General features: G+C 62.2%; 15 protein-coding genes and 1 pseudogene. 5 read left to right on the top strand and 11 right to left on the bottom strand.

The window, feature by feature from the left end; all coding sequences use genetic code 11:
* Positions 1-28 precede the first annotated feature (28 nt).
* Positions 29-811 (bottom strand): pyrroline-5-carboxylate reductase, encoded by a 783-nt coding sequence (locus tag F2982_RS20250; RefSeq protein ID WP_203430622.1) that lies wholly within the window; start codon positions 809-811, stop codon positions 29-31.
* 112 nt (positions 812-923) lie between these two features.
* Positions 924-1,613, bottom strand: coding sequence for a FadR/GntR family transcriptional regulator (locus F2982_RS20255; RefSeq protein ID WP_112711123.1), 690 nt, complete (start codon positions 1,611-1,613; stop codon positions 924-926).
* A 165-nt stretch (positions 1,614-1,778) separates the two neighbouring features.
* On the opposite strand from F2982_RS20255, the gene F2982_RS20260 reads away from it, so the two are divergent.
* The 5 genes and pseudogenes from F2982_RS20260 (at position 1,779) to hydA (ending at position 6,736) form a co-directional block, all read left to right on the top strand.
* Positions 1,779-2,573: a transporter substrate-binding domain-containing protein gene (locus F2982_RS20260; protein WP_203430623.1), complete on the top strand. Its 795-nt coding sequence runs from the start codon at positions 1,779-1,781 to the stop codon at positions 2,571-2,573.
* A 71-nt stretch (positions 2,574-2,644) separates the two neighbouring features.
* Positions 2,645-3,318 (top strand): annotated as a pseudogene (locus tag F2982_RS20265) (amino acid ABC transporter permease).
* Positions 3,315-4,052, top strand: coding sequence for an amino acid ABC transporter ATP-binding protein (locus F2982_RS20270; protein WP_210341133.1), 738 nt, complete (start codon positions 3,315-3,317; stop codon positions 4,050-4,052). Before F2982_RS20265 ends, F2982_RS20270 begins: the two are co-directional and overlap by 4 nt.
* 29 nt (positions 4,053-4,081) lie before the next feature.
* On the top strand, positions 4,082-5,341 hold the full coding sequence (locus F2982_RS20275) for a cysteine desulfurase-like protein (RefSeq protein ID WP_203430627.1): 1,260 nt from the start codon (positions 4,082-4,084) through the stop codon (positions 5,339-5,341).
* Positions 5,342-6,736, top strand: a complete 1,395-nt coding sequence (hydA, locus tag F2982_RS20280; protein ID WP_203430628.1) for a dihydropyrimidinase — start codon at positions 5,342-5,344, stop codon at positions 6,734-6,736.
* Positions 6,737-6,796: 60 nt separating this feature from the next.
* Here hydA and F2982_RS20285 read toward each other — a convergent pair whose 3' ends face one another.
* The 9 genes from F2982_RS20285 to F2982_RS20325 form a co-directional block, all read right to left on the bottom strand.
* Positions 6,797-8,035 carry an aminotransferase class III-fold pyridoxal phosphate-dependent enzyme gene (locus F2982_RS20285; protein ID WP_203430629.1) on the bottom strand — a complete coding sequence of 413 codons (1,239 nt, stop codon included), beginning with the start codon at positions 8,033-8,035 and terminating at the stop codon, positions 6,797-6,799.
* 93 nt (positions 8,036-8,128) lie between these two features.
* Entirely contained in the window at positions 8,129-8,785 is a 657-nt protein-coding gene (locus tag F2982_RS20290; RefSeq protein WP_203430630.1) for a class II aldolase/adducin family protein, read from the bottom strand.
* A gap of 3 nt (positions 8,786-8,788) precedes the next feature.
* The gene (gene otnK / locus F2982_RS20295; RefSeq protein WP_203430631.1) at positions 8,789-10,123 is read right to left on the bottom strand and encodes a 3-oxo-tetronate kinase; all 1,335 of its coding nucleotides are present in this window, start codon (positions 10,121-10,123) and stop codon (positions 8,789-8,791) included.
* Positions 10,123-11,151, bottom strand: coding sequence for an oligopeptide/dipeptide ABC transporter ATP-binding protein (locus F2982_RS20300; RefSeq protein WP_203430632.1), 1,029 nt, complete (start codon positions 11,149-11,151; stop codon positions 10,123-10,125). The genes otnK and F2982_RS20300 overlap by 1 nt, the downstream gene beginning before the upstream one ends.
* Entirely contained in the window at positions 11,148-12,158 is a 1,011-nt protein-coding gene (locus F2982_RS20305) for an ABC transporter ATP-binding protein (protein ID WP_130281452.1), read from the bottom strand. The genes F2982_RS20300 and F2982_RS20305 overlap by 4 nt, the downstream gene beginning before the upstream one ends.
* 3 nt (positions 12,159-12,161) lie before the next feature.
* The gene (locus F2982_RS20310; RefSeq protein WP_112711112.1) at positions 12,162-13,004 is read right to left on the bottom strand and encodes an ABC transporter permease; all 843 of its coding nucleotides are present in this window, start codon (positions 13,002-13,004) and stop codon (positions 12,162-12,164) included.
* 4 nt (positions 13,005-13,008) lie between these two features.
* Entirely contained in the window at positions 13,009-14,022 is a 1,014-nt protein-coding gene (locus F2982_RS20315; RefSeq protein WP_203430633.1) for an ABC transporter permease, read from the bottom strand.
* A gap of 212 nt (positions 14,023-14,234) precedes the next feature.
* Positions 14,235-15,863, bottom strand: a complete 1,629-nt coding sequence (locus F2982_RS20320; RefSeq protein WP_246777623.1) for an ABC transporter substrate-binding protein — start codon at positions 15,861-15,863, stop codon at positions 14,235-14,237.
* A 630-nt stretch (positions 15,864-16,493) separates the two neighbouring features.
* Positions 16,494-16,775, bottom strand: a complete 282-nt coding sequence (locus tag F2982_RS20325) for a helix-turn-helix transcriptional regulator (protein ID WP_203430634.1) — start codon at positions 16,773-16,775, stop codon at positions 16,494-16,496.
* Between the last annotated feature and the right edge of the window lie 250 nt (positions 16,776-17,025).

Here is a 17,025-nt window from a genome sequence, read left to right on the forward strand (position 1 = left end):
TTGAATTGCGTAGAGGGTCCGGGGGATATCACCCGGTGATACGGCCGAGCACGCGATCGAGCGCCTGCGTCAGCGCCGCGGCTCCACCCTTGTCCTTGAAGTCGCGCAGGACCTGCTCGTTCAGCCCGCCCGCGGTTGCGAATTCGCGGCTCATCTCCTGAAAGTCGACGTGGCTTCCGGCAAGTACAGCCGTTTCAGACAAGCCCGCAAAGAGTGGCGCGAGATAGGCGCGGCCTTTTTCGGCGGGCAGTCCCTTGGTCTCCAGCCATTCCGTCGTCTGCTGCATGATACCGAAATAGGTCGCCATCAGCGCACTTGCTGCGGCAAGCAGATCATATTCCTGCTTGGTCTCGCATTCGACGGCATTTCCCATCAGGTTGAAGATCGCGGCCGTCCGCGGATCCGGCGGGTAGACGGCGGTTACGCCGCTGCGCCTGGCGACGAAGGGCAAGGGGATCGCCTGCGTCAAGCGTACATCGGCACCGATCCAATCCAGAAGCGCGTCGCGCCCTGTCGCGGCGATAACGCTGATGACCGTCTGGCCGTCCCGGAAGCGAAGCGGGCGCACGACTTCCTCGGCGACCTGTGGGCGGATGGCCAGCACGACGACATCGCAGCTATCGACGATATCCTGATTGTCATCGCTGACATGCACAGCCGGAAAATCGGCAGCGAGCTTGGCCGAGATCGCCGTGCTGCGAGAGGATACTACGGCTTGCACCGCGGCGGCAGGCTCGATCAGAAGACCGCGTACCATTGCGTCGGTGATGGCGCCTGTTCCAATAAAGCCGATGTTTTGCGGGAGGGACATGCTCGTATGCCGTTGTCAGATAACAGGAAATGTCGGCCGCCGAGGACCGGCAGCCGAGGTCGCGCCGGATGCTAGTGAGAAATCCCGGCTGAGACAACCGTATCCGCGTGCTTTACGGATTGAGACCGGCGCAGCGTGCAGTGTTGAGCACGTGGTTTTCCATTTCCTGGCGGGCGCGCACGGCGTCGTTGTCGCGCAGGGCCGCAATGATCCGCCGGTGTTCGGCGATCGAGGCCTTCATGCGGGCGGGCTCGGTGATCGGGATCGGCTGGCGCTGCGTCTCCGTCAGTTGCTCGCGGACCACCTGGTAGAGGGCGCGCATCATGGCGTTGCTGCAGGCCGATGCGATGATCGCGTGGAATTCGAGATCGGCCTCGACATTGGCGAGCAGATCCTGCTTCGCCCAGCAATCCTCCATTTGCTTGGTCGCCGCTTCCATCGCCTGCAGTTGGTTGCCGGTGAGGCGACCGGCGGCGAGCGCCGCGATATTGCCCTCGAGCATGATGCGGGTCTGGAAGACATCGAAGACCGAGTAGCTGTCGGAGTAGCGCCAGGGCGCCATGCCGCTGTTTGCGGCGCCGCCACGCTCGGCGACGAAGGTTCCCCGGCCGGCTTCCGTCTTGATGAGGCCGAGCGTTTCAAGCGTCAGCAGCGCCTCGCGTAGCGATGCGCGGCTGATGCCGAGCTTGGTGGAAAACTCGCGCTGGGAGGGGATCTTCTCGCCGGCGGCGAGCTCTCCGCTCTGGATCATGTCCTGTATCAGGCGTGCCGCCGATTGTGGTACCAATGTCCTGTTGAGCATTCTTTCCATTCTCTCGGCGTGTCGGGTGAGGCCACCCGGATTGTCCCAGCATTTAAATCCATCAGTCGCTTGCAAATGACAAGAGAGCGTGCTTGATTTGGCCTGACTGGTCAGACCGGTTAGACCAATAGCAAAAATGCGCAATACAAAACAAGGGGAACCTAAATGCGTCGTTTTTCGATTTTGAAGACTGCCCTGCTGTCGGGCGTTCTGGCATTTGCCGGAATGGCAGCCCATGCCGCCGATCTCTCGGTCGGTGCCAATATCGGTAACGTCCCGTGGGAGTTTCAGGACGAGACCGGCAAGACCGTCGGCTTCGAGGTCGATCTCGTCACCGAGGTCGCCAAGCGCCTCAACAAGTCCGTCGAGTTCGTCAACATTCCGTTCAACGGGCTGTTCTCTGCCGTACAGTCGGGCCGTATCAACATGGCGGTGTCGTCGATCACCATCACCGAGAAGCGCCTGGAATCCGTCAGCTTTGCCCAGCCCTATTATGACAGCGATCAGTCGCTGACCGTCATGGCGGCAAGCGGCATCAAGGACCTGAAGGGCATGAGCGGCAAGGTCGTTGGCGTCGATACCGGCTCGACCGGCGACATGTGGGCAACCAACAATACCGCCAAGTACAGCCTCGGCGAAATCCGCCGCTTCGAGGGCCTGCAGCCGGCGATGCTCGATCTCGCCGCCGGCCGTATCGACGGCTATATCAGCGATATCCCGGCGCTTCAGTATTACGTCAAGGACAAGCCGGAGATCAAAGTCGTCGAGCGCATTCCGACCGGCGAAAAGTATTCGATCATGTTCAACAAGGGCGACCCGCTTGCCAAGCAGGTCAACGACGTGATCACGACGCTGAAGGGCGAAGGCTTCATCGCCAAGCTGCATGAAACATGGTTCGGCGCCAAGGCCGAAGACACGACCTCGACCGTGAAGGTCGAAGACATGCCTGCCGCAAAATAAGGCCGGATGGTCAAGGATACGGATGACGGGTTCGCCCGTCATCCGCCCCGAAACGGCTGATCGGTTTTTCAATGGATATTTTCACGACCTTCTTCAATCTGGCGGTGCTGGAGCGCTCCTTTCCGCTGCTCCTCTCCGGCCTGTGGATCACGCTCGAGCTCGGCCTCGTCAGCATCGTCGGCGGCCTCATCGGCGGTCTGATCCTAGCATTGCTGCGCCTTTACGGGCATCCGGTGATCCAGGCGCTTGCCAAGATCTATATCGACATCTTCCGCTCGATCCCGCTGCTCGTTCTGCTGATCGTCATCTACTATGCCCTGCCGTTCGTCGGTATCCGGCTTTCGCCCTTCGTCTCGGCAGTCAGCGCGCTGACGCTGGTCTCGACGGCTTACACGGCCGAGATTTTCCGCGCCGGTATCGAGGCGATCCCGCGCGGGCAGTTCGAGGCATCCGAGGCGCTCGGCCTTTCCTACCGGCACATGATGGCCGAGATCATCCTGCCGCAGGCGGTCAAGATCGTCATTCCGCCGCTCACCAACAACTGCATCAACGTCATGAAGGATACGGCGCTCGCCTCCGTGGTGGCGATGCCCGATCTTCTCAAGCAGGCAACCCAGGCCCAGGCGCTAACGGCCAACCGTCGCCGCTGATCGGCGCCGCGGTCATCTACATCGTCTTCCTCTGGCCGATGGTCATCATCGTCGCCCGGCTCGAAAAACGCTTCAGTGCGGGGAGGCGCAGATGAAAACCATCGTCAACATCCAGAAGCTCGACAAATCCTATGGCGATTTCCAGGTGCTGCACGGCATCGACCTGTCGATTGCCGAAGGTGAGGTGGTCTGTGTCATCGGCCCATCGGGCTCGGGCAAATCCACCCTGATCCGCTGCATCAATCACCTGGAAAGCTTCTCCAGCGAAAGCCGCATCGAAGTCGACGGCATCAAGGTCGAGCGCGGTCGCAACCTTGCCCGGGTGCGGGCCGAGGTCGGCATGGTCTTCCAGTCGTTCAACCTCTTCCCGCATCTGAGCGTCCTGAAGAACATCATGATCGCCCCGATGCGCGTGCGCGGCACGCCGCCTGACGAAGCGGCGCGCAAGGCGAGGGACCTGCTTGCACGCGTTGGTATCACCGAGCAGGCCGACAAGTATCCCGAGCAGCTGTCCGGCGGCCAGCAGCAGCGCGTAGCGATTGCCCGGGCGCTTGCGATGGAACCGCGCGTCCTGCTGTTCGACGAGCCGACATCGGCGCTCGACCCGGAAATGGTCGGCGAAGTTCTCGACGTCATGCGCAAGCTTGCCGGTACAGGTGTGACCATGATCGTCGTCACCCACGAGATGGGCTTTGCCCGGCAGGTCGCCGACCGCGTGATCTTCATGGATGGCGGCCGCATCGTTGAAGCCGGTACGCCGGCCGAGATTTTCGACAATCCGCGCGAGGAACGCACGAGAAGCTTCCTGCGCGCCGTTCTCAATCACTGACAAGAAAAGACAAGGTTCCGGAGGACCCAATGGAAACGCAACCCCAACTCGACATCGATTTCGTCCGGAGCCAGTTTCCCGGCCTCGATCATGGCTGGGTGTTTTTCGACAATGCCGGCGGCTCGCAGATCCTCAAGCGGGCCGTCGAGCGGATTAACACGTTCCTCTACGACAAGAACGTTCAGATCGGCGGTAGCTACGATGTTTCGCAGCAGGCGGCCAAGGCGCTGATGGACAGCCGCATCGCGGCGACCCATCTGGTCAATGCCGCGCGGCCGGAAGAAATCGTCTTCGGCAGCTCGACGACGGTGCTGCTTCAGAACCTGGCGCGCTCGATGCGCAGCCAGCTTTCGGCAGGCGACGAGATCATCGTGACGATCTCCGATCACGAGTCGAATATCGGCCCCTGGGACGGGCTGCGCGACATGGGCGTCGTCATCAAGTTCTGGCCGCTCGATACCACGACCTACGAACTCGATATTGCCGAACTCAAGCCGCTGCTGACCGAGAAGACCAAGCTCGTCTGCGTCACGCATGTCTCGAACATTCTGGGCGCCATCAACCCGATCGCCGAAATCGCCGAGGTCGTCCACGCCCATGGGGCGCGCATCTGCGTCGACGCGGTCGCCTATGCGCCGCATCGCGCCGTCGACGTGCAGGCCATGGATGTCGATTACTACGTCTTCAGCTTCTACAAGACCTATGGTCCGCATTACGCGATGATGTACGGAAAGTACGAGCATCTCTTGGAGCTCGATCCGCTTTACCACTTCTTCTATGGGCGCGACAAAGTGCCGGGCAAGCTGGAGCCGGGCAATCCGAACTATGAGCTTGCCTATGCGGTGACTGGGATCGTCGACTACCTCTGCGAACTCGGCACGAAAGCGGGTTCGAAGGGCTCGCCGCGTGAGCAGATCCTCGCCGCCTTCGAAGCGATCACCGTGCAGGAGAACGCGCTGACCGAGCGTCTGCTGTCCTATCTGCGCAGCCGCAACGACTGCCGCATTATCGGCGAGACCTCCAACCGCAACGGCAGGCGCATTCCGACGATCAGCTTCGTTTTCGAGGGCCGGAATTCGGAGGACATCTGCAAGGCGATGGACGCCTACAAGATCGCCATCCGCTTCGGCGATTTTCATGCGCGCCGCCTCGGCGATCATGTCGGCCTGCCGCAATATAACGGCGCAGTCCGCGTTTCCATGGTTCACTACAATACCATCGGTGAGGTCGACCGGCTGATCGCCGCGCTCGATGAGATCCTCGCCGATCAGAAGAGGGGCGCTGCCTGAATGCATTTCGACACAATCATCAAGAACGGCACCGTCGTTACCGCCAGCGATACGTTTCAAAGCGATGTCGGCATTCGCGACGGGAAGATTGTGGCACTTGCAGCCTCTCTTGATGGCGCGGACGAAATTATCGATGCCTCAGGCCTCTATGTGATGCCGGGCGGGATCGACAGCCATGTCCATCTCGCCCAGCCATCCGGCGACGGCATCGTCATGGCCGACGACTTCGCGAGCGGCACGCTCTCGGCAGCATTCGGCGGCAACACCACGGTTCTGACCTTCTGCATGCAGGAGAAGGGCACGACGCTGCGTGAATCGCTGAAGGCCTATCATGCGAAGGCCGAGGGCGAGTGCTATATCGACGTGTCGTTTCATCTCGTTGTGACCGACCCGACATCCTACGTGCTCGGCCAGGAGCTGCCGGCGCTCGTCGAGGATGGCTATACCTCGCTCAAGGTTTTCATGACCTATGAGAACCTTCGCCTGCGGGACGACCAGATCCTCGATACGCTGGATAGTGCCAGGCAATCCGGCGCGCTGGTTATGGTTCACTGCGAGAATGAGGATGCGATCCGCTATCTCATCGGAAAACACGAGCAGAACGGCGAGCTCGCGCCGAAATTCCACGCACTGAGCCGGCCGGCCGCCGCGGAGCGCGAGGCGACGCATCGCGCCCTGTCGCTCGCCGAAATCGTCGGAACGCCGATCGTTATCGTCCATGTCTCGAACCGGCAGGCGATGGAAGAGATCGAGCGTGCCCGCAAGCGGGGCAGCAAGGTGGCGGGCGAGACCTGCCCGCAATATCTGCTTCTGACCGCCGATGATCTCGATGCCGCCGAACTCGAAGGCGCGAAATTCGTCTGCTCGCCGCCGCCGCGCGACAAGGAGAGCCAGGTCGCCTGCTGGGAAGGGCTGCAGAGCGGCACGTTCGAGCTCTTTTCCTCCGACCACTGCCCCTTCCGCTATGACGATGAGAGCGGCAAGCTGAACGAGAAAGGCAAACGCCATTTCCGCTGGATCCCGAACGGTATCCCAGGCGTCGAAACGCGGCTCCCCATCCTGTTTTCCGAAGGCGTCAGCAAGGGCCGCATCGATATCAACCGCTTCGTCGCCCTGTCATCGACGAACCACGCCAAGCAATATGGCCTCTATCCGCAGAAGGGTACGATCGCGATCGGCTCCGACGCCGATATCGCGCTCTGGGATCCGCAGAAGCAGGTGACGATAACCAACGATATCCTGCACCATGGGGCAGACTATACGCCCTATGATGGTCTCGATGTCCGCGGCTGGCCGGTCCGGGTGCTCCTGCGCGGCAAGACGATCGTCGACGGCCCATCCTCGACCGGCACGCTGGGGCAGGGCGCCTATCTCAAGCGCAAGCGCTCTAGCTAAACGCTGCCTATTTCAGCGGAGCTTGCGGCGCCAACCGCCGCAAGCTCCGTTTCGATTCCGTCATGCCCCGCGCAGGTGGGCAATATCCTTCATCGCCTTGTCCGCGGCTTCGAGTGCCTGGTCGATATCATCGGCCTGGTGGGCGCTGCAAAGGAACATGTTGTGCTTCGGATGCAGGTAGATGCCATAGCGGAGCGCGGCGGCGCAGAAGGCGTTGGCGATCTGCAGGTCCGGGTCGTCCTGGAAGCGCAGCATCGGCATCTGGACGGGTCCGGTCTGGTGCAGAACGAAGCCGTGCCCTTTGGCGATCGAGGCAAAGCCGTCGCGGAAGCGGGCGCCCATCGCTTCGATATGAGCGAGCGCGTCGGTTTCCTTCAGGATGCCAATGGTCTTGATGCTGGCCGCCATCGAGGCGGAGCCATACCAGAAGGAACCCGTCGTGAAGATCTTCGAGGCGCCGTCCAGCATGCGGCGGCTTCCGGCAACCGCGGCGAGCGGCCAGCCGTTGGCGATCGCCTTCGAATAGGCGCCGAGATCCGGCTTGACGCCGTGCTTGGCCCAGCTGCCCCTGACATCGAGGCGGAAGCCGGCGCGAACGTCGTCGAGGATGAGGGCGGCACCCGTCTTGTCGCAGATGCTGCGCGCATGCCTGAGGAAGGCCGGATCAGGCATTTCCTGATCGCGGTTCAGGTCGTGACGGAAGGCGGTGAGCAGGATCGCGGCGAGATCGTCTCCGGCTGCGGCGACCGCCTCGTCCAGGCTCGCGGCATCATTGTAATCGAAGAGAATGACATGGGCGCGGTCTTCGGTGGTGACGCCGACGACCGAAGGTGAGCACCACGGCACCGCTCCGTGATAGGAGCCGCGTGCGACCAGGATCTTGCGCTTGCCGGTCGTGGCACGGGCGATCGTGACGCAGGTGGTCGTGGCGTCGGTGCCGTTCTTCTGGAAGAGCGCCCAGTCGGCATAATCGATCGTATCGACGAAGAGCTCGGCGAGCTCGACCATCTTTTCCGTCGGGCCGTTATTGATGTCGCCATTGGCGATTTCGGCGAGCGCGGCCGCATCGACTTCAGCATTCTTGTAGCCGAGGAGGTTCGGACCCCAGGCGCACATGAAGTCGATATATTCATTGCCTTCCGCGTCCCAGACGCGGCAGCCGTCGGATTTCGAGAAGAACTGCGGATAGCCGGGGCCGATCGCGCGGGTTGCCATATGGCCCCACATGCCGTTCGGGACGACCTTGCTTGCGCGCGCAAGCAGCTCGCTGTCGCGGCTGTTGTTCAAGCTATGCTCCATTTCATTCTCCCTGCATTGTCATGGCGCCGGGGGCGCGGATCGCTTTGATGACGTGATTGAGTTCTGGCGGGCTGGTGTTGGTGAAGAGGCTGGTCACGAGGCGCGCACGGGTTGGCGGCCGTAAGTCTTGTAGCGCTCCTTGACCTCCACGAGATCGTCCGGCGTCAGCACCACCGGCTGCGAGAAGGAGCGGCAGAGGATGTACTGGCGCGCCAGCGTCTCCAGCTTCACCGTGCGCCCGAAGGCTTCCGCGACCGTTGCGCCGACCGCGACCATGCCGTGGTTGGCAAGCAGGCAGGCCGTCCGTCCCTCGATCGCCTCGACGGTGACGCCGGCGAGCTCCGGCGAGCCGAAGGCCGCATATTTCGAGCAGCGGATATCGTCGCCGCCGAAGCCGGCAATCATGTAGTGGAAAGCCGGAAGCGGCTCGCGGGCACAAGAAAGCGCGACGCAATTGTCCGGATGCGCATGGACGATCGCCTGAACTTCCGGGCGGGCCTTGTAGACCGCGGCATGCAACGCCCATTCGCTCGAGGGCGTCATTTCGCCGGACCAGGCGCCGTCGAGATCCATCTCGACGATCATCTCGGTGCGTAGCGACTTCGAGGGAACGCCGGTCGGCGTGATCAGCATGCCCGTAGCCGTCCTGACGCTGATGTTGCCGGAGGTGCCCGCATTCAGGCGAAGCGCTTCTGCTTCTCGCGATGCATCGACGAGGGACTGGCGAAGGTGTTCGGACGTTTCGGTCATGGGTCAGCCTTTCGGGGGCCAGCGGGTTAGAATGGGTTCCTCGACGATCGGGTGGCGCATGTCGTCCAGCGCCGAAGAGAAGAGCTCGAGGTTGCCGAGTTTGCCGGATTTCAGCATCAGCGCGATCGGGAAAGGTTGCGTGGCGACGGCGCGGGAGAACCCGGGCTCGCGATAGGGGCCGGGCTGCACGTCGCTGATCCCAAGAGTCCTGACGATGGCGCCTGATGTTTCGCCGCCGGCGACGACAAGACGGCGCACGCCGAGGTCCAGAACAATCGCCTTGGCGATCTCCGAGAGGATTTCTTCGGCGCGAGCTGCGATTTCAAGGCGGCCGTGCTCGGCCTGCAAAGCGTCGATGCGCTCCTGCGGCAGCGCAGTGCTGATCGCGAAATTGCGTCCACCGGCGATCGCAGCGGCTGCGAACTGGCGCGCTTTTGCGACGAGGTCATGGCCGGTATAGGCGCGGGCGATATCGAGCGTGCAGGCCGGATTGTCGCGCGCGAACTCCGTCAGCTGGGCAGCGCTTTGCGGCGCCACACTGCCGACGAGTACCGCGCCCGGGCCATCGACACCGGCAAGCCGGATCGTCGAGGGCTCGCTCGCCAATCCCTGCTCCAGCCATACCGGAGGCAGATGCGCGGCGACCGAGGAGTTGCCGGTCAGCAGGCGCATGTCGGCAGCGGCGCGGGCGAGTGCGGCCAGATGATGCTCGTAGAGCGTATCGGCGATGAACAGCGATTTCCCAGACCGTTCCGCCTGGTCATGGATACTGGCGCGGATCGCTTCCGGCCCCTTGTCGACCACCGTGTAATCGACAAGCCCGACGGAGCGGCGGCTCTGGGCCTGAAGGACGCGGGCAAGGTTCGAATCCGTCATCGGCGTCAGCGGATCGAAACGCTTGGGGGATTCTCCGAGAAGCTCGGCGCCGCCGAACATGTGACCCTGGAAGACGGTTCTGCGCGTCTCGCAAAGGGCGGGAACAAAGAGCGCCTTGTCGACCCCGAGCCGCTCCATGATCGCCTCGGCGCAGGGGCCGATATTGCCTGCCGGCGTGGAGTCGAAGGTGGCGCAATATTTGAAGAATATCTGCCGGGCACCGTGATCGAGAAGGATATCCAGGGCGCTCATGGCCGACTGGACGGCCTGATCGACCGGAATGACCCGCGACTTGAGCGCGATGATATGCGCCATCTCGAACTTCGCCGGCCGGCCGGTGCCGACGGAGAGCGACGTGGGGATGCCGCGTGCGACGAGCATGGAGGCAAGTTCGAGGCCGCCGGTCAGATCGTCGGCGATGACGCCGAGGAGCAGCGGGTGCGTATTTTCTCCTGCAGCCATCACGCTACCGCCTTGTCTGCTTCGATGTCGGGGAAGTGGCAGGCGACCTTATGGCCCTGCTCGATGTCGGCGAGTTCGGGAACGGCGCTCGCACAGACGTCCTGCGCCTTCCAGCACCGCGTCCTGAACGGGCAGCCGGAGGGAACGTTCAGCGGGCTCGGCACATCGCCTTTCAAAGTGATCCGCTGGCGTTCGCGCTCGACATCGGGGTCCGGGAGCGGAACGGCGGACAGCAGCGCCTTGGAATAGGGGTGAGCCGGCCGCTCGTAGATATTCGCGGCCTCCCCGATCTCGACGACCCGGCCGAGGTACATGACGGCGACGCGATCCGAGACGTGGCGCACGACCGCAAGATCATGGGCGATGAACACGTAGGAAATGCCGAGCTTCTGCTGCAACTCGTCGAGCAGGTTGAGAACGCCTGCCTGAACCGAAACGTCGAGCGCCGAGACCGGTTCGTCGAGCACCAGGATTTCCGGGTTAAGGGCGAGCGCACGGGCGATGCCGACGCGCTGTCGCTGGCCGCCCGAAAGCTCATGCGGGAAACGGTCGCCGTGCTCCGGCGCAAGACGCACGAGGTCCAGCAACTCGGCCGCCCGCTCCAGTGCCGGCTTGCCGGTGACGCCGATCAGGCGCAGCGGTTCGGCGATGATGTCGCGGATGCGCATACGGGGATGAAGCGAGGCGAGCGGGTCCTGGAAGACGATCTGCAGGTGGCGGCGGAACTGGCGCATCTCGCCTTCCGAGAGCGTCGAGAGATTGGTGCCCTTGAAGCGGACTTCGCCCGAAGTGGGCTCGACAAGCCTCAGGAGGCAACGGCCGAGCGTCGATTTCCCGCAGCCGGATTCGCCGACGAGCCCCAGCGTTTCGCCCTTCAGGAGGTCGAAGGAGACGCAGCCGACGGCCTTGACCTCGCGGACGGACTGCCAGCCGAAGAGGCCGCCCTTGACCGGGAAGTTCTTGGTGACGTCGCGAACGGTCAGGACCGTTTCGGGCGCGCCGGATTCTGGTTTGCTGGCAGGCTTCATGAGTGCCTCACGCTTGGGATCGGTTGCTCGGAGGCGATGGTCTGAAGCTCGGCTGCGAAATGGCAGGCGCTCATGACGCCATCGGCCTGCCGGAGCGCCGGCTCCTGCGACCGGCAGATGTCCTTTGCCATGGAACAGCGCGGATGGAACGGACAGCCTTGCGGGCGGGTGCTGAGCAGCGGCGGGCTGCCGGGGATCGGCTGGAGAGCGCCTTCCTTGCCGCTGATGGTCGGCAGACAGGAGAGAAGCCCGCGCGTATAGGGATGGCGCGAGTTGTAGAAGATCTCGCGAACCGGTCCCTTCTCCATCACCTTGCCGGCATACATGACGATGACGGTGTCGGCCGCACCGGCAACGACGCCGAGATCGTGGGTGATCAGCACCAACCCCATCGAGAATTGCTTCTGCAGGTCCTTGAGGACTTCGAGGATCTGCGCCTGCACGGTGACATCGAGCGCCGTCGTCGGTTCGTCGGCGATCAGCACTTCGGGATTGTTGGCGACCGCCATGGCGATCATCACGCGCTGGCGCATGCCACCCGAAAACTCGTGCACATACTGGTTGGCGCGCACCTCCGGCTGCGGGACGGAGACGAGCGTCAGGAGCTCGATCGCCTTCTGCCTGGCGGCCGACGCCGACATGCCGGGATTGTGGAGGCGCACCGCCTCGGCGATCAGCTTGCCAACGGTGATGACGGGGTTCAGCGCCGTCATGGGATCCTGGAAGACGAGGCCGATCTTGCTGCCGCGCAGCCGCTGCATGCGGCGCTCGGGAGCGCCGATGAGTTCCTCGCCGCGCAGCTTGATCGAGCCCGAGACTTTCGACTGCGCCGGGGCGAGGCCCATGACGGCGCGCATGGTGATCGACTTGCCGGAGCCGGACTCGCCGACGATGCCGACGACCTTGCCGGCTTCGGCGACGAAATCGACACCGCGGACGATCTCGACGCCATTGCGCAGCGTTACCTTGAGATCGTTGACTTCAAGCAATGGTTCGGTGTTGGCCATCGATCAGTGCTCCCTGGGATCGAGGATGTCGCGCAGGGCGTCACCGATGAAATTGAAACCGAGGCCGAGCGACAGGATCGCGATGCCGGGACCGAAGGCGACCCACCAGGAATAGAAATGCGCCGCGCCATCGGAGATCATCGCCCCCCATTCGGGGCTCGGCGGCTGGGCGCCGAGGCCGATGAAGCTCAGCGATGCGGCGAGCAGCACGACCTGTCCAAAATCCATGGTGGCGCTGATGATCGTCGGCGTCCAGGAGAGCGGCAGGATGTGCTTGGTGAGCAGCCGGAAGGATGTGGCACCACCGGCGCGCGCCGCCTCGATATGGTCGCGCGAGATGACATCGAGCACCTGTCCGCGCATCAGCCGGGCATAGACCGGCCACCACACGGCGATCACCGCGATCGCGGCATTCTGCAGCCCGGGGCCAAGCGAGGCTGCGACGGCCATGGCGAGCAGAACCGGCGGAAAGGCGAGCGTGACGTCGACGAGACGCATGATCAGCCCGTCGACCCAGCCGCCGAAGAAGCCGGCGATGGCGCCGAGTACCGAGCCGATGGCCACGGAACAGACCACGACGACGACGGAGATGGCGATCGAATAGCGCGCACCGTAGAGCGTGCGCGTCAGCACGTCACGGCCGAGCGCGTCGGTGCCGAGCCAGTGCTGAAGGGAGGGTTCCAGCAGTTTCCGGCCGACGATCTTCAGCGGATCGTAAACGCTCCAGATATCGATCGTCAGTGCGACGAAGACCCAGAAGAAGACGATCGCCAGACCGATTGTGAGGACCGGGCGTGTCGTGATGACCGAGAACCGCTGTGTTGAGGTGCTTATCGACAGAGACATCGGATCATCCCAACTTCAGGCGAGGATTGGCGAAGGCATAGGCCATGTCGGTGACCAGGTTCGTCAGCAGGAAGGCGGATGCGCCGATGAGGGAGACGCCGATGATCGCCGGGTAATCGAGCGTCCGGGCGGAATCGACGGCATAGGAGCCGATGCCCGGCCACGCGAAGACCGCTTCGGTCAGCACCGCGCCGGTGATCAGGTAGGCGAAGGAATAGCCGATGATCGTCAGTGTCGGGATCATCGCGTTGGGAAGCGCGTGGCGCAGCAGTGTGCGCGCTTCGCCTGCGCCCTTGGCCCGGGCTGCGAGAATGTAGTCCTGCCCGAGCGCATCGAGCATGCTGGCGCGCACCAGGCGGGAGATGATGCCGGTGACCGACCAGCCGAGCACAAAGGCCGGCAGGACGAGATGCTCCAGCGCATTGAAGAAGGTGGCGAACTGGCCGGCGATCAGCGCGTCGATCGTGTACATGCCGGTGACGAATTCCGGTGCGACGGCGCGCGCATCGAGGCGTCCCGGTCCGGGAATGACGCCGAACTTGACGGTGAAAAGATAGAGGAAGAGCAGGCCGGACCAGAAGACCGGGACCGTCGAGCCGAACAGCGCGAAAAAGCGCGCCAGATAATCGGCCGGCCGGTCGCGGAACCGGGAGGCGACGACGCCGAGCGCGATACCGCTGAGGGTGCCGAACAGCATGGCGAAGATGACGAGCTCGAGCGTCGCGGGCAGGCGCTCGGCAATATCGGTCAGGACCGGGCGGCGCGTACGGAAGGAAATGCCGAGATCGCCTGAAACGAGGTTCTTGATATAGACGGCATATTGCTCGGGAACGCTCCGGTCGAGGCCCCATCGCTGCTTGGCGGCGGCGACGACTTCAGGATTGTTCATCTGCCGCTCGCTGACGAGAGCCGAGAGCGGGTCTGCCTGGGTGAAGTGCGACAGCAGGAAGGCGACCGTTGCCACGCCGAGCAGCAAGAGGGGAATGGAGATCAGCCTTCGAAGAACATACCGGGTCATCTGACGGAAACTTTCCTGTTACTATCCGCCGCGGGTTGGGCCTGCGGCGGCCGTACCGTTTCTCTGCAAGCGGCATTCTACTGCTACAGCCGCGCCTGCCCAATCGGCTGCGCAAGATGCGCTTCCGCGAAGGGTTCGATCCGGGCCAGACGGCTCTGGTTGCCGGAGGCTGATGGCCTCCGGCAAAGCGGCAGCAGATGGTCAGCCGTTGCTTAGTCGGCCTTGATGTCCGAGAGGACGATGTTGCAGCAGGCCGAGAAGCGCAGGCCGGAGACGCCCTTGCGGGAGACCAGGACCGCATCGGGAGCGACGATCGGCACGATCACATGGTCGGTGGCCATGGTCTCGCCGAGCTTGCCGAACAGTTCTGCGCTCTTGTCGCCACCGGCAGACAGGGCCTCCGCCAGGATCTTCGGCGTTTCCGGATTGGCAAGTGCCGGGTCGGCCTTGCCGCCCGCGCGCTTGTACCAGACGGTACCGTCCATCATCGCGAAATACTGGGCATATTGCGAAGAGCCGTAATAATCAGGGGCGAAGAAGACGGCGGTCAGCGGAATGCCGTCGCTGTTGATCTTCTCGCGCCAGACCGAGAATTCGACCGGCTTCAGCTCGAGCTTGATGTTGATCTCGGCCAGATCCTGCTGGATCTTCTGCATCATCAGCGAGTAGTCGACGCCGTACTGATTGACGTTCGGGTAGGTCGCGTCGAGCGTGAAGCCATCGGTCACGCCTTCTTCGGCCATCAGCTTCTTGGCCTTCTCGACGTCATATTTCGGCGCCTCGCCAGTTCCGCTGCCGGGGAAGCCGGTCGGGATCGGCGAGCTCAGGCGCTTGCCCTTGCCATCGACGGTAAGGTCGATGATGCCGTCATAGTCGATCGCGCTGGCAATCGCTTCGCGGATCTTGGCATTCAGCGGGTGCGGCAGGTTCTTTGCACCGGGGCTGATGGCGATATAGACCATGTTGAAGGACGGCTTGGTATCGACGACGATATCAGGATTGGTGATGTTCTTCGCCGTGGTCGGATCGACCTGCGTGGCGATATCGGCGCTGCCGCTTTCGAGCAGCTGCGTCTGGCTGACGGCATCCTTGGTCTGCAGGAACACGAACTCGCCGACGGCAGGCTTCTTGGCCCAGTAGTTTTCGTTGCGCTTCAGGCGCAGTTCGTGGTCCGGGCTGTAGTTCGACAGAACGTAGGGGCCGGCGCCTGCCGAATTGGCGAGTAGCCACTGTTCGGCGGTGTCCTTGGCGCTCGCATCGGCTCCGGCGTCGCCGCCATGCTGCATAACGACATCGGAATTGATGATGCCGGCGTAAGGCGCGGTCAGCGATCCCACGAATTCGGAGTTTGCCGCCGAGAGCGTGACGACGACGGTTGCGGCGTCCGGGGCTTCGATCGAGGTGACGTTGTCGAGAAGGTAGGCCATGCCGCCCTTCATGTTCTTCAGGCGCTCGAGCGTCCACTTGACGTCCTTGGCCTCGACGGCGGAACCGTCGGAAAATTTCGCGGCCGGATCGAGCTTGAAGGTGATGACCTTCTGGTCGGCGCTCGCGCTCCACTCCTTGGCGAGCGACGGCACGAGCTTGTTGTCGGGCGAGAGATCGACGAGGCGGTCATAGACCGAGCTCAGGTAGATTTGACAGGTGTCGCAGAAGGCCCTGGAGGGGTCGAGCGAGTTGAGGTCCATGTCGCGGGCAATCACGACGGGCTTGCCCGCATCCTGCGCAAAACCTGCGGCGGGGGCGGCGAGAACCGACGCAAAAAGCGCGGCCGCAATCGCCGTCGCGCCCGCATATCGGCGCTTGTTGGTAAAATGAAATTCCGGCATTTTGAGTAACATTGAATATACTCCCGTTCCACCACTGAGGCTTTGTGCGCGCCGATCTTTGTTGCGTTTTGTGGTCTGCGCAGGTGGATAATGGCACCGATCTTTTCGGACCAAATTGACAATCGCGAACCATATCGTGCAATAAACGAATACAAATGTCGCTTTATTCATCATGTTTCTGTGATGCCTGCGGTGATGAAATCACTCTAAAGCGGCCGCAATCCCGGTCTAAAGCGGTTCAGATTCAGCCATATCGGAATCGAGTCAGGCAAAGCGAAACAATCGCGCCCGCTATATTTCAATGACTTGCTGTAAAAGTGACTCGGTGCGCGTGGTCTAGGGAACCCCACTTAGAGCGAAGCAATCCCGGCCTAGAGGGTATCAGATTCAGCCTGTCTACCGCGGCTCACCCTAAGGAAAGCAATCGCACTATAGAAAAATCAGACGGATCGATTTCCATGCAGATATGACCGCTATAACAGATAGCCGGTGTTAGCCGGTTGTCCGTCCAACTTCCGGCGGTTCGTGCTTAGGGGATTGTAGGTTCCTGTCGCCTGAGGATAAGTGCGGCGCGTACTAGGCTTAGGCTTCGCGACACTATTGCGATGCCGCATATTCATAGGCCTTTAAAGCGCATCGAAGTTAGATTGTCTTAATGCCCGAGTTCGGCTGTTTCGGCTTCCACCGAACTCCTGCACCCTCGAGATGGCTCGCTTCGATATTGGCAGCGATGAACTGGATGTTGCCGTCATCGAACACGCGCCGGAGCTTCTCGTTCGCTCTTGCGGTGATGGGCCTTTTGTTGAGCTCGAATTCGCCCAAGGCTTTTTGTGTGATGCCGGCCTTCTTCGCCAGCTCGACCTGACTCAGCCCAATGAGCGCTCTAGCAGCCCTAATCAAATCACCAGTCAGCAACGTACTCATTGCCTGCAATGAAAACCCGCCGCTCAATAATGAGTCAAATTAGACGTAAAATACGTCAAATTGATACTGAAAAGAGTCATAAAAGATGTAATTGAAGACATCGTTAAGGCCGGCTCTGTCGAGGGCGATTCTGTTAGCCCGCTGGGGTGACCGGGACGACGGCCATTCAACGGGATATTCTGAGGGGCAGGCGTAATGGATGAATTCGGTTCTCTCGCGGCGCGATGGAAATGGTCGACCGCGGCTAGCA

It is taken from the genome of Rhizobium sp. BG4, assembly GCF_016864575.1.
In the GTDB taxonomy this organism is placed as follows: domain Bacteria; phylum Pseudomonadota; class Alphaproteobacteria; order Rhizobiales; family Rhizobiaceae; genus Rhizobium.